This window comes from Streptomyces sp. NPDC052020 (genome assembly GCF_040680575.1).
In the GTDB taxonomy this organism is placed as follows: Bacteria; Actinomycetota; Actinomycetes; order Streptomycetales; family Streptomycetaceae; genus Streptomyces.
In genome coordinates this window covers 230,552-247,710 of sequence record NZ_JBFAWY010000009.1, presented here as the reverse complement: position 1 = coordinate 247,710, position 17,159 = coordinate 230,552, and the positions used below count along the sequence as shown (strand labels likewise).

13 protein-coding genes and 1 pseudogene are annotated in these 17,159 nt (G+C 76.4%); 6 read left to right on the top strand and 8 right to left on the bottom strand.

The genetic code is table 11. From position 1 onward, the window contains the following. The first annotated feature begins 40 nt into the window (after positions 1 to 40). Positions 41 to 739: a hypothetical protein gene (locus AB0L74_RS12585; protein WP_365649476.1), complete on the top strand. Its 699-nt coding sequence runs from the start codon at positions 41 to 43 to the stop codon at positions 737 to 739. A 118-nt stretch (positions 740 to 857) separates the two neighbouring features. Here the strand turns inward: AB0L74_RS12585 and AB0L74_RS12580 are convergent, their stop codons facing one another. From AB0L74_RS12580 to AB0L74_RS12560, 5 genes are all read right to left on the bottom strand, one after another. Next, positions 858 to 5,507 carry a hypothetical protein gene (locus AB0L74_RS12580; protein WP_365649473.1) on the bottom strand — a complete coding sequence of 1,550 codons (4,650 nt, stop codon included), beginning with the start codon at positions 5,505 to 5,507 and terminating at the stop codon, positions 858 to 860. A 46-nt stretch (positions 5,508 to 5,553) separates the two neighbouring features. Further along, complete coding sequence (locus AB0L74_RS12575; protein WP_365649470.1) at positions 5,554 to 6,438, bottom strand: hypothetical protein; 885 nt, start codon at positions 6,436 to 6,438, stop codon at positions 5,554 to 5,556. Further along, complete coding sequence (locus AB0L74_RS12570) at positions 6,435 to 6,620, bottom strand: hypothetical protein (RefSeq protein WP_365649468.1); 186 nt, start codon at positions 6,618 to 6,620, stop codon at positions 6,435 to 6,437. Before AB0L74_RS12570 ends, AB0L74_RS12575 begins: the two co-directional genes overlap by 4 nt. Then, the gene (locus tag AB0L74_RS12565) at positions 6,617 to 8,152 is read right to left on the bottom strand and encodes a hypothetical protein (protein ID WP_365649465.1); all 1,536 of its coding nucleotides are present in this window, start codon (positions 8,150 to 8,152) and stop codon (positions 6,617 to 6,619) included. The genes AB0L74_RS12570 and AB0L74_RS12565 overlap by 4 nt, the downstream gene beginning before the upstream one ends. Before the next feature lie 267 nt (positions 8,153 to 8,419). Continuing rightward, positions 8,420 to 9,118 (bottom strand): GntR family transcriptional regulator, encoded by a 699-nt coding sequence (locus AB0L74_RS12560; RefSeq protein ID WP_365649462.1) that lies wholly within the window; start codon positions 9,116 to 9,118, stop codon positions 8,420 to 8,422. A gap of 176 nt (positions 9,119 to 9,294) precedes the next feature. Here AB0L74_RS12560 and AB0L74_RS12555 point away from each other — a divergent pair, with 176 nt between their 5' ends. The 5 genes from AB0L74_RS12555 (at position 9,295) to AB0L74_RS12535 (ending at position 13,783) form a co-directional block, all read left to right on the top strand. After that, positions 9,295 to 10,617: an MFS transporter gene (locus tag AB0L74_RS12555; protein WP_365649459.1), complete on the top strand. Its 1,323-nt coding sequence runs from the start codon at positions 9,295 to 9,297 to the stop codon at positions 10,615 to 10,617. Continuing rightward, positions 10,614 to 11,459 carry a putative hydro-lyase gene (locus tag AB0L74_RS12550; RefSeq protein WP_365649457.1) on the top strand — a complete coding sequence of 282 codons (846 nt, stop codon included), beginning with the start codon at positions 10,614 to 10,616 and terminating at the stop codon, positions 11,457 to 11,459. Before AB0L74_RS12555 ends, AB0L74_RS12550 begins: the two co-directional genes overlap by 4 nt. 85 nt (positions 11,460 to 11,544) lie before the next feature. Further along, positions 11,545 to 12,303, top strand: a complete 759-nt coding sequence (locus AB0L74_RS12545) for a 5-oxoprolinase subunit PxpA (protein ID WP_365649454.1) — start codon at positions 11,545 to 11,547, stop codon at positions 12,301 to 12,303. Then, positions 12,300 to 12,917 carry an allophanate hydrolase subunit 1 gene (locus tag AB0L74_RS12540; RefSeq protein WP_365649451.1) on the top strand — a complete coding sequence of 206 codons (618 nt, stop codon included), beginning with the start codon at positions 12,300 to 12,302 and terminating at the stop codon, positions 12,915 to 12,917. The genes AB0L74_RS12545 and AB0L74_RS12540 overlap by 4 nt, the downstream gene beginning before the upstream one ends. Next, a complete protein-coding gene (locus AB0L74_RS12535; protein ID WP_365649449.1) occupies positions 12,914 to 13,783 on the top strand; it encodes a biotin-dependent carboxyltransferase family protein in 870 nt (289 codons plus the stop codon). Before AB0L74_RS12540 ends, AB0L74_RS12535 begins: the two co-directional genes overlap by 4 nt. Positions 13,784 to 13,902: 119 nt before the next feature. On the opposite strand, the pseudogene AB0L74_RS12530 reads toward AB0L74_RS12535, so the two are convergent. From AB0L74_RS12530 to AB0L74_RS12520, 3 genes and pseudogenes are all read right to left on the bottom strand, one after another. After that, positions 13,903 to 14,191, bottom strand: a pseudogene (locus AB0L74_RS12530) (glycosyltransferase family 1 protein); the annotation flags it as partial. Then, positions 14,188 to 15,315, bottom strand: coding sequence for a glycosyltransferase family 1 protein (locus tag AB0L74_RS12525; protein ID WP_365649446.1), 1,128 nt, complete (start codon positions 15,313 to 15,315; stop codon positions 14,188 to 14,190). The pseudogene AB0L74_RS12530 and the gene AB0L74_RS12525, both read right to left, overlap by 4 nt. Before the next feature lie 358 nt (positions 15,316 to 15,673). Next, complete coding sequence (locus AB0L74_RS12520; RefSeq protein WP_365649443.1) at positions 15,674 to 17,092, bottom strand: HEAT repeat domain-containing protein; 1,419 nt, start codon at positions 17,090 to 17,092, stop codon at positions 15,674 to 15,676. Positions 17,093 to 17,159 lie beyond the last annotated feature (67 nt).

Here is a 17,159-nt window from a genome sequence, read left to right as displayed (position 1 = left end):
GCGGGGCAGACGGCTGCCGGCGGTGGGGAGTGACACGTTGATGGGGACGGCGGAGCGGCGCGAGACGCCCGGGGACGGCGGGACGGCGCATCTGACGGCACGGCCGGACCCCGGGGCAGGGAAGCGCACCGACCCCGCGACCGGGCGCGGGACGGCAGCGGCGGACCCCGGGACGCCGAGGCGCGAGATACCGGCGGCCGGGCATGCGGCGCGCCCGTACAGCGGCGGCGGCACGAACGGCGCGGCCACGCGCGAGGCGGGGACGCGCGCGGCCGCCGGTCGGCACGGGGCGGCGTGGGAGACCGATGCGCGGGACGGCGCCGGCGGGGCCGAGAGGCAGCAGTCTGCCCACCGGTCCTTGTGGGTGGAGGAGCCGGCCCGGCGGCGCCGGCTGCCGGATCCGGTGCGCACGGCGGCCGTGCGGGCGGTGCTCATCGTCGCCGTGACGCTGATCCAGGCGATGGTGGCGGTGCTGTCCACACTGGCCGGTTCCTGGCTGGCGTTCCCCATGGTGATCAGCGGTGTCGCCAGCACGGTGGCGGCCACGTGGGGCGTGCTCGACGTCTGGGTGACGCGTCAGGTCTGGAACCAGCGTCACGGAGTGGTGTCGACGCCGAGCAGCACTGCGCGGGCCCTGCGACGCGAGCGGCGCCGGGCCCGGCGCCAGGCTCGGGCCGGCAAGCGGGCCCAGGAGCGGATACGGCGGCGGGGCGGCGCCGGGCAGTTGTCACACCCCTGAGCATCGGCGGCGCCGGGACGCCGGGGCCGCCGGCGGTGGCGGGCGGCCGTCGCGCGCGCGTGGCGGGCACCGGCCGCCTCGCCGGCTGCCGCGCCCGCGGCTTCCCCCCGGCCGGACGCTACGACGCGCTCGGCGCCGGGCGTTTGAACATCCGCGTCGCCGTGATCTCGCTGTGTACGGCGTCCCCCTCCCCGGCGGGGGCCTGCTGCGGCAGCCCCGGCCGGAGGTGTTCCTCCACGCTGATGTACTTCAGGCCCGCCCTGAGGTCGGCGTCGTTGCGCAGCCGGATGACGAGCGGGAACTCGGCGAGCGCGGTCGTGTCAAACAGGCCGGTGGTGTACAGCAGCTGCACACCGAGCGCGTCGGACACGGCCCGCTGGAGCTCCAGCAGGTAGGTGGCGTTGGCCCGGCCGATGGGGTTGTCGAGGAACAGCGTGCCGGCGTGCCGGTGCTTGTCGCGGCCCCGGTCGTTGGAGCGCAGGGCGGCCATCGTGCAGTACAGGGCGATGGCGGCGGTGAGCAGCTGGCCGCCGGAGAACACGTCGCCCATCTGCCCGACGGGGACGCGCTCGGCGCGCAGCACGGCGTCCGGCTTGAGGATCTCCACGGCGACGCCCTTGGGCTGCAGGGCCGCCGCCACACCGCGCAGCAGCAGGGACATGCCGTCGCGGCGCAGGTCGGAGTTCTTCTTCACGGCCGCGCGGGTCGCCTCGTCGATGACCTCGCCGAGCCGCTCGGTCAAAGTGGCCTGGTCGGGTTCCTCGAAGCGGATGCGCAGGAACTCCTGTCCGGACCACTCCCCGAGGCCCTCCGGGAGCCGGGAGAGCCGCTGCGCGGACCGCAGGGTGGCCAGGGACGACTCGACCAGCCCGCGCAGGCGGTCCACGATCGAGTCGCGGTTCCGCTCCAGCTGGGCCAGTTCGTCGGTGAGCACCCGCAGCCGGGGCGCGAAGGCGTCGGCCCACTTCTGGGCGTGCTCGGGCAGCGCGGCGGCGGGCAGTTCGCGGATCTGCTGCCGGGCGGGGGTGCGGACCTGCTCGTACCGCGTGGAGTTGGCGTGCCGGACCAGGACGTCACTGGCGTCGCGGACGGCGGCCTCGGCGGCGGACAGGTCGGCGGCGCAGCCGCGCAGCGACCGGCGGGCCTCGGCGGCGGACTGCCGGGCCTCCTCCAGGGTGCCCGGGTACGGCTCGGGCTCCTCCCGCTCCTCCTCGGCGGCCTGCTCGCGCAGCAGGTCGCGGAGCATGGCGGCGATCTCGTCGAAGCCGCCCGCCGCGTCCTCGGCGGCGCGGTGGGCCTCCAGCAGCTCGGCGTGCGCCTCGCGGGCCTGGGCCAGCGCCTCGGTGCGGGAGGCCAGTTCGGCCGTCGCGGTGCGCAGCAGGGCCTGGGCGTGCTCGGCGTCACGCGGGATCAGCTCTTCGGGCAGCTCGGTGTGCGCCTCGCCCTCCTCGGGCGCGTGCCGCTCGGCCTCGCCGCGCAGCCGCCCGAGCTGCTCGCTCGCGGTGGACATGCGGGTCTCCAGCAGCTGCACCAGCTCCTCGGCGCGGGCGGTGGCGGCCTGCCGGCTGGGCCCGTCGGAGCCGTCGGGGGACTCCAGCAGCTGCTCGGCGCGGGTGCGGACCTTGTTGCTGAGCCGGTCCAGCTCCGCGCGTGCCGCGCTCTCGTCGCTCTCGGCGCGGGCCTGCTCGGCGCGCAGATCGGCGCCGACGCCGACCTTCTCGTACACCTGCGACGCGGCCCGGTAGGCCTCGCGGAGCGCGGGCAGGGACGCCTGCGGCGCGTCGGTGCCGTCCTCGGGTACGTCGTCGGGGGCGCCCGCGATCTCGGAGCGCTCGGCGCGCAGCGCACGCGCGGTGCGGCGGGCGTCGTCGGCGGCGCGCTGGGCGGCGCGGCGGTCCTCGTCGGCGGCGCGGGCCCGTTCCAGGCACGCCTGGGCGCGGGCTTCCGCCTCGGCCGCCTCGTCGGCGAGTTCCCGCAGCCGGGCCTGCCAGCCGGCCCGCTCGCGCAGCCGGTGCGCGAGCCCGGCGAGGGCGTCGGCGGCCCGGCGGGCCTTCTGCGCGGCCTCCTGCCGCTCGTCGCGCACCCGTACGGCCTCGGTGGCGGCCTCCTCCGCCTCGGCCCGCGCGGTCCGCGCCTCGGCCAGCTCGGCCTCGGTCTCCTCGGCGAAGGCCCGTGCCTCCTCGGCGGCCCGCGCCAGCTCGGCGAGGCGCCCGGCGGGGCATCCGGTGCGCCAGGAGGCGAGCCGGGCCGCCAGTTCCCGGTCCTTGCCGAGCCGCGCGGCGAGCGTGCGGATCTCCTCGTCACGGCGGGCCGCCCGCGCGCGCAGCGCCTGCCGCTCCTCGTCGGCGGCGTGCTCGTCGTGCATGGCGGGGTTCGGCGGGACGAGGAACACCTCGCCGGTGTCGCTGCCGGGGGGCGGGGTGGGCGCGAGGAGCGCGGCGGCCGTACCGACGGCGACGGCCGAGCGGGGCAGCAGCGCGGCGTCGCCGAGGGCCTCGCGGGCGCGGGCGTGCGAGTCGGGGTCGGTGATGATGACGCCGTCGACCAGCTCCGGGCGGGCGGCCAGCACGCGCGCGTGGTCGGCGGGGTCGACGGACTGGGCGAGGTAGCGCCAGCCGGGCAGGGCGGGGATGCCGTGCTCGCCGAGGAACTCGACGGTGGCCAGCACGTCCGGGCCGGGCGGCAGCAGGCCGCCGTCGCCGAGCGCGCCGAGGATGCGGGCGTCGTCGGCGGCGGCGGTGCGCAGGTCGAACAGCTGCCGTTCGGCGGAGGAGACGGCGTCGTCGAGCAGCTCGCGCAGCTCCTCGGCGAAACGGTCGAGTTCCTCGGCGGTGAGGGCGGCGTCGGCGGGCCCCGGCGCGAGGGGCGCCGCGCCGTCCCCGTCCTGGTCCTGCCGGGGCTGCGGGATGCCCGGGCGGGTGGCGGAGGCCAGGCCGAGGAGTCCGGCGAGCCGCTCCTCGGCCGCCAGCGCCCCGGCGGTGCGGCGCTCGGCCTCCAGGGCGCGCGAGGCCGCCGTGGCCGCGTCGGCCGCGCGGGCGGCCGTCAGCTCGGCGCGGGACTCCGCGGCGGCCGCCTCCCGCGCGTGCTCGGTGGCCCGGCGGGCCGCCTCGCGGGCCGTGTCCCATGCCTCGACGGCGCTCTTCTCGGCGTCGCTGGCGGCGAGGGCGGCCCGGGCCGGGTCGGCGTCGGGCGCGCTGTCGTCCAGCCAGCCCGCGCGCACCGCCTCGGCGGTCTCCTGCTCGACCTCGGCCAGCCGCTGCCGCAGGTGCCCGGCCTCGCTGCGGGCCCGCTGCGCCTCGGTGGCGGCGGCGGTGGAGTCGCGGTAGGCGGCGTCGCCGGCCTCCTGGAGGGCGGCGGAGCGCTCCTCCTCCTCGTTGGCGTGCGTCTCGGCCTTCCCGGCCGCCGCGTGCAGGGCTCGTACGAGGTCGACCGCGGCCTTGGCGCGTGCGGCGAGCGCGGGGGCGGCGTCGCGCTCGGCCTCCTGGATGGCGGCGGACACGCGGGCGACGCGGTCGGCGGCGGCGCGGTGCCGCAGGACCGCTTCGGCGGCCTGCCAGGCGGCGTGCAGGGTGCGCGCGTCGGCCAGTTCGCGCTTTTGCGCGGCGGCCGCCTTCTCGGCGGCGGTGAGCGCCAGGGAGGCGTGGCGGTAGGCGAGTTCTGCGGCGATGAGCGCGCTGCGCTCGCGGGCGGACTCGGCGTGGGTGACGGCGTACGCGGCGGCGGTGACCCGCTGGGCGAGGTCGGCGGCGCGGGCCCGCTCCCGCACGCCGCGCGCGGAGAGCCGGCGGGCCAGGGCGCGGGTGCGGCGCTCGGCGGCGGTGTGGACGTCCCGCGCGCGGGCGCGGGCGCCGGCGGCCTCGACGATCCGGCCGAGCAGGTCCACCGACCCGGCGGTGAAGTCGCGTTCGGCGATCAGCTCGGCGCGCCGGCCCAGCTTGTTGCCGAAGCCGCTGACCAGGTCGGCGAGCCCGTCGGTGTCACGGGTGTCGGTGACGGCGCGGAGCAGCAGGTCGGTGAAGTCGGAGTCCTTCTTCACCGCGAACAGGCCGGCGGCCTCGCCCTCGTCGGCGTTCATCTCCCGCTGGTAGCGGAAGAGTTCGGGGTCCAGGCCGAGGTCGCCGAGGTGCTCGGTCCAGCGCTCGTGGGTCTCCTCCCAGTGCACCTCCAGGTGCGGGTAGGCCCGGCCGGCCTCCATGAGGGCGTCCCGGAACCCCTTCATGGTGCGGCGCCGCCCCCGGGCCCCGGAGACGCCCTCGACGGGCGGGCGTACGGCGGTGGACTCGGCCACGGGCAGGTTGTCCAGGGTGAGACCGGGACCGGGCCGGAAGGAGTACCACGCCTCGGCGAACTTCCGCGGGTCGTTGGAGACCTGGCGCCCGCGCCACTCGCTGACCTTGCCGACGACGACGCACTCGCCGGTCTGCACGTGCTGCCACTCCAGTGCCACGTGCCCGCAGTCGTCGGCGAGCAGGAACTTGCGCAGCACTCCGGAGCTGGCGCCGCCCAGGGTGTTGCGGTGGCCCGGCAGCATCACGGAGAAGATCAGCTTCAGCAGTACGGACTTGCCGCCGCCGTTCTCCAGGAAGAGCACGCCCGCGGGCGCGGGCCGGCGCGGGGGGCCGACCGGCTCCTCCTCGAAGAACTCCGCCTGCGTGGGCGCGGGATCGGGCACGGGCTCGCCGACGCCCCGCAGGTCAAGCACGGTGTCGGCGTAGCGTGCACCGGCGGGCCCGATGGAGTAGAGGCGGACCCGGGACAGCTCGTACATGGCGGACTCTCGTCAGTCTTCGTGAAGTCGTGGGGACGGGGCAGGGTCAGGAGGAGTGGAACGGCAGCCCGGCGTCGGCCACCAGGTCCAGGTCGTCGGTGTCCTCGGCGGGCAGCAGCGTCGGCGTGCCGTCGGTGACCGGGACGACGCCGAGGTCGAGCAGTTCGGCCAGGGCGGCGCTGCCCGCCATGTCGCGCACCTGGAGCTGGTAGCGGGCCGTGGTGCGGTAGGTGCCGCCGTGGTCGTCGCCGGTGCGCTGGAGGAATCCGGAGTCGGTGAGGAAGGCGACGGCCTTGCCGACGATGCCGGTCGTCGAGCCGGGGAGCCGGCGGGCGTCCTTGGTGGCGCCGGTCGCGCTGCGCCTGGCCCAGATCCGCCAGGCGGCCTCCAGCCCGGGCGCGTCGGTGGCCGGGTCGGTGTTCTCGCCCTGTTCGGCGGCCCGCTCCTCCAGCCGGCGGCACGCCTGCCGCACGAAGGCGTCGACGCCGTTGACGGTGACGCGCCCGATGTAACCGTCGTCGGCGAGGTCCTCGGGGCGGGGGAACGCCAGGGCGGCGACGGCGAGATGGGCCAGTCCGTGCAGGAAGCGGTCCCCGGAGTCGGCGGCGGCGCGACGCGCGTAGTCGCCCATGCGGACGGCGAACACCGAGTCCTCGGCGGCGGTCACCGCCATGCCCGCGCGCGGGGAGACCTCCAGCACGACCAGCCCGAGCCCGGCGGCCACGGCGTCGGCGAGGCGGGCGAACGGCGGATCCTCGCGGTAGCGGCGCAGCAGGTCGGCGTACTCCTGGTCGCGCGCGGGGAGCAGCTTGGGCTGGAGGCCGAAGGCGACGAGCCGGGCGGCGTCGGCGGCGTCGGCGGGCGTGACCGCCGCGGACGCGGGTGGCGCGGCACCGGTCTCCGGCTCGCTCCGGTCGACGTGCTCGGTCACGGGCGGTGCTCCTTGCTGGGGTGGTGCTGGTGCGTGGGGTGGTGCTGGGGGGTGCGGCCGGGCCGGTGCGTGCGGCGCTCGCACGGGTGCCGTCCGAACCGCTGCCGCTGGTCCGTGTCCTGGCCGTACGCGCCCTGCTCGCACGCGTCGTGCCGGGCCGCCGGGCGCTCGGCGCGGCTCACGCGGCTTCCGTCCGGTCCGCGGCCATGCCGGCCGCGTCCAGCAGGGCGGTGCCGACGATGAGGTCGGCGCCGCCGAACTCGGGATCGTCCAGCTCGGCGCCGTCGTCCACGGCGAACAGCAGCTTCTCCTCGCCCTGCCGGTAGGCGGTGCCGACGGGCGGGCTGGCCGCGTGGATCGCCAGAAGGGCGATGAGGTAGGGCAGGTCGGGGTCGTGGGGGTTTCGTCTGCGGGCGTCGGCCAGCAGTCCCGACAGCCGGCGCGGCGCGTCGTGCGGCAGGTCGAGCAGCTCCATCGCCGCCGCCAGCTGCTCCTCGCTGAAGCGGCTGTCGTCCGGGGTGGCGATCAGGTCGGGCTCGGGCATCTCGGCACCGAGGTGCTCCCGTTCCACGGGCGGGGTCAGCAGGAGGTCGACGAGGTCGCCGACCCGGACGGAGGCCGGGGTGCGCAGCCCCGTGCCGTGGGCGAAGAAGGCGTCGGTGACGCGCAGGGCCCGCTCCACGGGCAGCGGCAGCACGGGCGCGACGAGGTGGCCGTAGAGGTCGATGCCCGAGGCGGCCATGGGCGTGGCGAAGGCCTGGCGGTCCTGCTCGGCGCGGAAGAGCGGGCCGGCCTCCAGCAGCCGGGACTGCAACTGGGTGTGGCGGCGGATGCAGTCCTTGACGATGTCGACGAGTTCGGCGGCACGGCGCTTGTTCTCGGGGTCCTCGGACTCGTCACGGGCCCGGCGGATGTTGGTGAGGATCGCGTTCTCGTGGCGGTAGCGGTCGGCGACGTGGTCGAGCGCCTCGGCGATCATGTCGGGCACGGCGTTGAGCCAGTCCACCGCGCGGACGTTGCGCCGGGTCGCCTCCAGTGCCTTGCGCAGGGTCTCGGAGTACTGCACGGTGCGGTACCGGGCCTGCTCGGCGGCGAGCTGGGCGTCGGCGAGCCGGCCCCGGCTGATCAGCACCTCCAGCTTGACCTCGGCGGCGATCTGGGCGCTGGTGACGTCGGTGTCGAGGGCGCCGACGAGGACGTTGACCGCCTCGTCCGTCGTCCGCAGGTAGACGGTGCCGCCGGGGCCGGGGACCTCCTCGATCAGCTTGAAGTCGTAGTCGCGCCGGACATAGGTGCCGTCCGGGTCGAACGTGCCGTACACCGCGCGGAAGCCGCGGTCGACGCTGCCGACGTTGATCAGGTTCTCCAGCACCCAGCGGGCCACCCGCTCGTGCTCGGCGGCGGGCCGCCGCGGGGCCTGGGCGGCGATGCGCGGGACCAGCCGGGCGACGATCTGCTCGTGGTCGGCGCCCGTGTCGAAGTCCATGTTCAGCGTGACGAGGTCGATGGCGGCGAGCGCGACCTCCGCCATGCCGTAGACCGAGTACTCGCCCGCGAGATTGGCCTTGCGCGCGTCGAGATCGTGCAGCGGCGCGGTGCAGGCGAGCGCGCGCAGCCGCCGCGCCAGTCCCTCGTCGGCGGCCGGACCCACAGCGGGCCGCGGCCCCGCGCTGAGCTGGGGCGGAACGCTGTCCGTCGTTGCAGGCGAAGTCACGGTGCACAGACTAGGTCCTTGGTCTGACAACCTCCCAAACGACCGCAGACGCACCCCGGCATGACCACGGTCCAGCCGAAGCGCACCGGCCTGCCGGCCGCCTGCGGGCCGCGCCCGCGGCGGTGGGCGGCGGCGCCGTGGACCGGCGCCGCCCCGCCGTGACCGGCGCCGACGACCGGCACCGAGGAGCGAAGCCGGGGCGCGCGTCCGGCCGTCGCGGGCCCGGTCACCGTCCCGTCACCGTCCCGGAGCGAGACCCGCCGGCCGCTACCGCCCCTCGTCCCCGACCCGTCGCCGGTAGACCTCCACGACCCGCTCCAGCGAGTCGGCCAGGTAGACGGCGAGCAGCCGCTCGGCGGCCTGGCGGTCCCCCGCCTCCAGGGCTCCCAGGATCTGCCGGTTGCGGGCCATGTAGGACTCGTGCAGCCGCCGGGGATCGTCCACGACGTGGAAGGCGAGACGCAGTTCGGCGAAGACGCTGCGCATCAGTTCGTCGGTGCGCTCGCTGCCGGCCAGGGCCACCAGCTCCCGGTGGAAGTGGATGTTGGCCGTCCCGACCGCTTTCCAGTCACCTTCACGGGCCGCGTGCCGCCCCTCCTCCACGGCCCCGGCGAGCCCGTCCAGGCCGAACGGCGGCTCGCCCAGTCCCCGGACGACGGCGCACTCGACGAGGGTGCGGGTGCGGTAGATGTCCTCGACGTCCTCGACGGTCAGGACCCGGACGAAGACGCCGCGGTTCAGCTCGTGGACGAGCAGGCGTTCGTGGGTGAGCAGCCGGAACGCCTCGCGGAGGGTGTTGCGGGAGACGCCGAGCGCGCCGCCGATGCTGTCCTCCGACAGCCGGGTCCCGGGCGGGAAGAAACCCTCGGCGATCCGGGTCCTGAGGATGTCGGCGACCCGTTCCGCGGTACTGGTGCGCCCGAGGAGCGCGCGATCGTCGGCCAGTTGGGTGAGCGGCTCTGCCATGCCCGGAATTCAATCGCGGAACAGAAGAACGAAACAACAGGGGTATTGAGGGATCGTTGAACAATCCTCTACGGTGCTCTGCACGGCGGCGCTTCCCCCGCTCCCGGAAAACGCCTCCCCCGCCCACGGAACGGCTCGTCCTCAAGCACCCTCCGTCCTCCTTCTGCGAGGTGCCCATGAGCAGGACCCCTCCACCGCAGGCCATGACACCCACCGGCCCGGACCCCGGTACGGACGGACGCGGCGCCGAGGACGGCGCGTTCGGCTGGCTGCGTGCCCTGGGGCCACGGGGCCGCCGCGCCTTCGGCGGCGCGTTCGGCGGCTACGCCCTCGACTCCTACGACTACTTCACGCTCCCGCTGAGCATGGTCGCCCTGGCCGCGTACTTCGGCCTGGACAGCGGCCAGACCGGACTGCTCACCACCGTGACGCTGGTGGTCTCCGCGGTCGGCGGCGCCCTCGCGGGCGTGCTCGCGGACCGGATCGGCCGGGTCAAGGCGCTGCTGCTGACCGTGATCACGTACGCGGTGTTCACGGTGGCCTGCGGCTTCGCGCCCACGTACGAGACGCTGCTGGTGTTCCGCGCCCTACAGGGCCTCGGCTTCGGCGGCGAGTGGGCGGTGGGCGCGATCCTGGTCGCCGAGTACGCGAGCGCCCGGCACCGGGGCCGTACGCTCGGCGCGATCCAGAGCGCCTGGGCCGTGGGCTGGGGCCTGGCCGTGCTCGTGTACACGGCGGTGTTCTCGCTGGCCGGCGACGATCTGGCCTGGCGGATCATGTTCTGGACGGGTGCGCTGCCCGCGCTGCTGGTGGTGTGGGTGCGGCGCAGCGTGCGCGACGCCCCGGAGGCGAGCGCGGCACGCGAGCGCAGCGCGCGGAAGGGCTCCTTCGCGGCGATCTTCGCCCCGGCCCGGGCCGGGGCGCCCGGTCTGCTGCGCACCACGCTCTTCGCCGGTCTGCTGTCCACGGGCGTCCAGGGCGGCTACTACACGCTGGCCACGTGGGTGCCGACGTACCTGAAGACCGAACGCGGTCTTTCCGTCGTCGGCACCGGCGGCTACCTGACGTTCCTGATCTCGGGCGCCTTCGTGGGCTATCTGACCGGCGGCTACCTCACCGACCGGCTGGGGCGGCGGCGCAACATCTGGCTGTTCGCCCTGCTGTCCGCGGTGTGCGTGGTGGCGTACGCGAACATCCCGAGCGGCGCGGACACCCTGCTGCTCGTGCTCGGTCTCCCGCTCGGGTTCTGCATGTCGGCGATCTTCAGCGGCTTCGGGTCGTATCTGGCCGAGCTCTATCCGACGGCCGTGCGCGGCACCGGCCAGGGCTTCACGTACAACACGGGGCGGGCCGTGGGCGCGGTGTTCCCCACCACGGTCGGTTTCCTGGCCGACGGCTGGGGCGTGGGCGGCGCGCTGCTGTTCGGCGCGATCGGCTACGGCCTGGCGGCTCTGGCCCTGCTGGGGCTGCCCGAGACCCGGGGAAGGGAGCTGGCGTGAACCCGGCACACGACCGCGCGGCAGGCGCGGCCGAGGACCGGCCCGTGGTCCTCGTCGACGAGCACGCGCACGCGTGGAGCCCGGAAACGGCCCGCGCCCGCATCCGTGCGGGCCTGGCGGGCCCCACGGCCGGGGTGGCGGCGGGACGTACGCAGGCCAACCTGATCGCCGTGCCCGCCGACTGGGCCTACGACGTGCTGCTGTTCTGCACGCGCAACCCCAAGCCCTGCCCGGTGCTCGACGTGACCGACGCCGGGTCGTGGACGACCGTCCTTGCCGAGGGCGCGGACCTGCGCACCGACCTGCCGCGCTACCGGGTGTGGCGGGACGGGGAGCTGGTGGACGAGCCGACGGACGCGCGCGCCTACTGGCGGAAGGACCTGGTGTCGTTCCTGATCGGGTGCAGCTTCACCTTCGAGTGGGCGCTGGCGCGGGCGGGTGTGCCGATCCGTCATGTCGAGCAGGGCCGCAACGTGCCGATGTACGTCACCACCCGCCCGTGCCGTCCGGCGGGACGGCTGCGCGGACCGCTGGTGGTGTCGATGCGCCCGGTGCCGCGGCGGCATCTGGCGGCGGCGGTCCGCGAGACCCGGCTGTTCCCGGCCGTGCACGGCGGTCCGGTGCACTGCGGCGACCCGTCGGTGCTCGGCATCGGCGACCTGGGCCGGCCGGACTTCGGCGACCCCGTGGAGTGCGCGCCGGACGACATCCCGGTGTTCTGGGCGTGCGGGGTGACCCCGCAGGCGGCGGTGGCGGCCTCCCGCCCGCCGTTCGCGATCACGCACGCGCCGGGGCGGATGTTCCTCACCGACGCGCTCGACGAGCAGTACCGCGTGGCCTGACGGGGCACCCGCGCGGCCCGCACCGGATGGGCGGGCGGGGGCCCCGGCGGGCCGGAAGACCTTGCGAACCGGAGACACTGGAGACATGACCTCGATCGACCTCAACGCCGACCTCGGCGAGGGCTTCGGCCGCTGGCGGCTCACCGACGACGAACGGCTGCTGTCGGTCGTCACCAGCGCCAATGTGGCCTGCGGCTTCCACGCCGGGGACCCGGCCACCATGCGCCGGGTGTGCGAACTGGCCGCCGAGCGCGGGGTGGTGATCGGGGCGCAGGTCTCCTACCGGGACCTGGCCGGGTTCGGACGGCGCGCGATGGACGTGCCGCCCGCCGAGCTGGCCGCCGAGGTGGCGTACCAGATCGGCGCCCTGGGGGTCTTCGCGCGCGCCGCGGGCTCGCGCGTGGCGTACGTCAAGCCGCACGGCGCCCTGTACAACCGCGTCGTCCACGACGCGGAGCAGGCCGCCGCGGTCGTCGAGGGCGTGCTGATCGCGGACGGCGGGCTGCCCGTTCTCGGCCTGCCCGGCTCCCGGCTGCTGGACCTGGCCGCGCAGGCCGGCCTGCCGGCCGTCACGGAGGCGTTCGCGGACCGCGCGTACACCGACGAGGGCACGCTCGTACCGCGGGGTCAGGACGGGGCGGTGGTGACCGACCCGGAGGCCGTCGTGGCGCGGTCGGTGGAGCTGGCCCGCTCGGGCACGGTCACCGCGCGCTCCGGAGCGCGGATCGGGGTACGGGCGCGGTCGCTGTGCGTACACGGCGACACGCCCGGCGCGGTGGAGCTGGCCCGCCGGGTCCGCGACCGGCTGGAGGCGTCCGGCGTCCGGGTGGAGTCCTTCGCATGAACGTGCTGCGGGTCGGCGAGGACGCCCTCCTCGTGGAAGTGGCCTCCGGCGAGGAGGCCCAGGCCCTGCACGCGGAGCTGCTGCGGCGGCGGGCGGAGGGATCGCTGAGGGCCCGGGAGATCGTCCCGGCGGCCCGCACGGTCCTCCTCGACGGTCTCGCGGAGCGGTCCCGTGTGATGTCCGAGCTGTCCGCCGCCGAGGTGCCGCCCGCTCCCCCGCGCGTGGGGGACGTCGTCGAGCTCCCGGTCCGCTACGACGGGCCGGACCTGGGCGAGGTCGCGGCGCGCTGGGGCGTGGCCGAACCGGAGGTGGCGCGCATCCACGCGGGCACCGAGTTCCGCGTCGCCTTCTGCGGCTTCGCGCCGGGCTTCGGCTATCTGACGGGGCTGCCGGCGCGCTACCACGTTCCGCGCCGGGACACCCCGCGCACGGCCGTCCCGGCGGGCTCCGTGGCGCTGGCCGGCCCGTACACGGGCGTGTACCCACGCTCGTCGCCCGGCGGGTGGCAGCTGATCGGTACGACGGACGCCGTGCTGTGGGACCACACGCGGGTGCCGGCGGCGCTGCTGTCGCCGGGGACGCGCGTCCGCTTCGTCGACCGGGGGCGGTCATGACCGACCGCGCGCTGGCCGTCGTACGGGCCGGTGCCCTGACCACCGTGCAGGACACCGGCCGGCCCGGACACGCCCACCTCGGGGTCCCCCGGTCCGGGGCGCTCGACGCGCCCGCGGCGGCGCTCGTCAACCGGCTGGTCGGCAACGCGCCGCGGGCCGCCGTCCTGGAGACCACCCTCGACGGCTGTGCGCTGCGCCCCCGTTCGGCGGTCACGGTGGCGGTCGGCGGTGCCCCGTGCCCGGTGACGGTGGACGGACGCCCCGCCCCCTGGGGCGCGCCCGTGCACGTGCCGGCCGGCGCTCTGCTCGAGGTGGGGGCCGCCGTGTCCGGCGTCCGCGCCTACGTGGCCGTCTCCGGTGGCGTCGCCGTCGAGCCGGTGCTCGGGAGCCGCTCCACCGACCTGCTCTCCGGACTCGGCCCGCCGCCGCTGCGGAACGGTGCCGTGCTGCCTCTGGGACGCCCCGGCGTCCTCCGCGCGCGCGTGGACGTCGCTCCGCAGCCCGCGCCCCCCGCCGAGCTGGTGCTGCGGGTGACGCTCGGCCCGCGCGACGACTGGTGCACGCCGGCGGCGGTACGGACGTTCACCTCCCGCGCCTACCGGGTCTCGCCCGCGAGCAACCGCATCGGCCTGCGCGTGGACGGCCCCGCGCTCACCCGGGCCCGTACCGGCGAACTGTCCAGCGAGGGCATGGTGCTGGGAGCCGTCCAGGTGCCGCCCGACGGCAGACCGGTGGTGTTCCTGGCCGACCACCCGACCACCGGCGGCTATCCGGTGATCGGGGTCGTGCGCACCGCCGACCTCCCGGCCGCGGCCCAGGCGAGACCGGGCACCCCGGTGCGCTTCGTGGCCGTGCGCCACCGCTGAGCCACCCGGCGGGGGCGACGCTCCCGGGCCACGGGCCTCCCGAGCCACGGACCTCCTGAGCCGGCGACGCCGCGAGCCACGGGCCTCCCGGGCCCGCGACGCCCCGAGCGCCGCCGACACCGGTCCGGCGCGAGCTCTTCCAGGAGCCGGGCCAGGCGCCGCCTGCCGGTTCAGGACGCGGTGGCCGCCGGTTCCGGGCAGCGGCGGCGCGGGCAGGGTGATCACCCTGCCCTGCCCGGTCTCGCGGTCGCCGGCGTGCTCGCCGGGGACGATCGGGACGGGTTCGTGTCCCGCCGCCCGGTAGCCCCGGCCGAGCTCGCGCAGCGCGGTGCGCAGGCCCCCGGAGGCGGGCGTGACGAAGTTGGCGAGCCGTACGATCCGCAGCCCGCGTACGGCCGGCCGGTTCATGCCGCCACCGCCGGGGCCCGCAGGGCGAGGACGTCCGCGTAGTGCCCGATCAGCCGGTCGCCGACGGCCGCCCAGGTCCGGCCCTCGACGGCGGCGCGCCCGGCCGCTCCGTACGCCGCCCGCTGCCCCGGGTCGGCGGCCAGGGTCCACACGGCGTCCCGTACGGCGGCGGCGTCGCCGGGCGGGACCAGCAGCCCGGTGCGGCCGTGGGCGACCAGGTCCAGCGGGCCTCCGGCGGCGGGGGCGATGACGGGGACACCGCTGGCCATGGCCTCCTGCACGGTCTGGCAGAACGTCTCGAAGGGACCGGTGTGCACGAACACGTCGAGCGAGGCGAAGATCCGGGCCAGGTCGTCGCCGGTGCGGCGGCCGAGGAAGACGGCGTCCGGCAGATCCCGTTCCAGCGCGGGCCGGCGGGGTCCGTCACCGACGACCACGACCCGGACCCCCTCCAGCCCCTGGACCCCGGCGAGCAGTTCGACCCGCTTCTCGGCGGCGAGCCGCCCGACGTAGCCGACGATCAGCTCGCCGTTCGGGGCGAGTTCGCGGCGCAGAGCGGCGTCGCACCGGCCGGGCCGGAAGCGGACGGTGTCGACTCCGCGTGGCCACAGTTCGACCCGGGGGACGCCGTGTGCCCGCAGGTCCCGCGCGGCGGCGCTGGAGGGGGCCAGGGTGAGGTCGGCGGCACCGTGCACGGACCGCAGCCGCCGCCAGGCCGCCGCCTCCCCGGCGCCCAGGTACGTCCGCGCGTACCCGGCCAGGTCGGTCTGGTAGACGGCCACGGCGGGGATGCGGAGCCGGGCGGCGGCCGCCATGCCGCGCACCCCGAGCACGAAGGGTCCCGCCAGGTGGACGAGGTCGGCGCGGTGCCCGGCGAGGGCCGCGGCGACCCGTCGGCTGGGCAGGGCGACCCGGACCTGCGGGTAACCGGGGAGCGGGAGGGAGGGGACGCGGACGACGGGGCACGGCGCCTGGACGCCGGGTTCGCTGCCGGCGGCCGGGGCGGGGGCGACGACGAGGGGAGCGTGACCGCGGTCGACGAGGTGCCGGGCGGTCTGGAGCGCGCAGTGGGCCACGCCGTTCACATCGGGGGGAAAGGATTCGGTCACGATGACGACACGCATGGGGGTGTTGTCGCCGTGCTGGACGTGCCCGCGTCAACGTCGATCTTTCCTGGCGAGGAACGTCCCATGAGCGTTGCCCACGCGCCCGGGCGGGCCCCGCCCCGTCCACACCGGCCTGGCCCGGGGCTCACCCGGCGTTCACCGCGGCGGGCGTCCGACGGCTCGGCCGCCGGGCCGCGCGGGGGTCGTGGAGCCCGGCGGCGCCCGGCCGCGCAGGAGCAACGGCACCCGCGTCTTCCCGCCCGCCCGTCTTCGGCCCCGCGCGGGGAGCCACGCCCCGGCAGGACGTCCCGCGGGCCGTCCGCACGGGGTGGTCACGGCGCGACCGTGGCCGCCCCGCCTCCCGTCCGCACCGCGATCACAGCGCCGCCGCGTCCGGCCCGATCCGGCTCCGCACGGCCGTCTGCACCTCGGCCTCCTCCGCCGGGTCGGCGGCGAGCCGGCGCAGCCGCTCCACGACGCGCAGGTCACCGGTCTCGGCGTGCCGGGCGGCGAGTTCGCGGGTGGTCTCCTCGCAGTCCCACAGGCACTCGATGGCGAACCCGGCCGGGAACGAGGGATCGGTGGCGGCGAGGGCGCGGGCGGCCCGGCCGCGCAGGTGGGACGAGGCGGTCTCACGGTAGATGTGCCGGAGCACGGGGGCGGCGCAGGCGATGCCGAGTCGTCCGGCACCGTCGACGAGGGTCCACAGCGTCGGCGCGTCGGGCCCCTCGCCCCGTACGGCCTCGCGCAGGGCGGCGAGGACCAGGTCCCGGTCCCGCGCCGCGCCCCGGCAGGCGAGGAGGCGCCCGGCGGCGGCCCCCAGGGCGTCCGGGCGACGGGCCCAGCCACGGGCCCGGTCGACGGCGACGGCACTGCGCATGCGTTCGAAGGCGTCGACGGCGGCCTCCACGACGACCGTCGAGCCGGTGGTCACGGCCTCCTCGATCAGGTCGAGGACGCCGGGATCGCCGCTGTCGGCGAGATAGCGCAGCGCGGTGCAGCGGGCGCCGTCGCCGCCGTGGCGCGCGGCCTCGACGATCTCCCGCCGGTCCTCGGGACCGGCGACGGCCATGAGGCAGCGGGCGGCGGGCACGTGGAGCGCGGCGCCGCGCTCCAGACCGTTGTGCGCCCATTCGAAGACGGCCCGCACGCTCCACCCGGGGCGCGGTCCGGAGGGCCGCATCTGCCGCTGCCAGCGGTCGAAGCAGCCGGTTTCCCGGGCGGCACGCACACGCGTGGCGACCGACGGCCGCGGGTCCTCGGCCCACAGCCGCCAGGGCCGGGGTTCGAAGGCGTCGCGGACGGCGGCGGCCAGTTCTGCCTGGCCCTCGGCGTCGGCGGGGAAACGGGCCAGGACGGGTCCGGCGAGGGCGCGCAGCCCGGCGTCGTCGTCGCGCAGGGCGAGTTCGTCCAGGGCCCAGGCCCAGTTGGTGCCCTGGGCGGCGTACCGGCGCAGCAGGGCGAGGGCCTCGCGCCGGCCGTAGGAGGCGAGGTGGCCGAGGACGGCGAGGGCCAGACCGGTGCGCGACTCGTCGGGGTCGAGGACGTCCTCCGGGCCGAAGAGGTGCGCCTCGATGGCGTCCAGCCCGCCGTCCAGGTCGAGGTGGAGGCGTGCGTAGTACAGGGAGCGGTTCTCCACCTGCCAGTCGTGGCGGGGGTCGTGGAGCACGCAGTGGTTCAGTGCCGCCAGGGCCTCGGCGCGCGGGGCGGTGAGCGCGTGCAGTGTGCCGTCGCCGCGGCCCCGCTGGAGCAGGCCGAGCAGCGTACCGCTGGGCGCTATGACCGGATCGAACATGGGAAACAGCCTCACATCAAGCGTCGACGCAACCGGGGACGTGCCTTACCTGGCCGCGTGACGACAC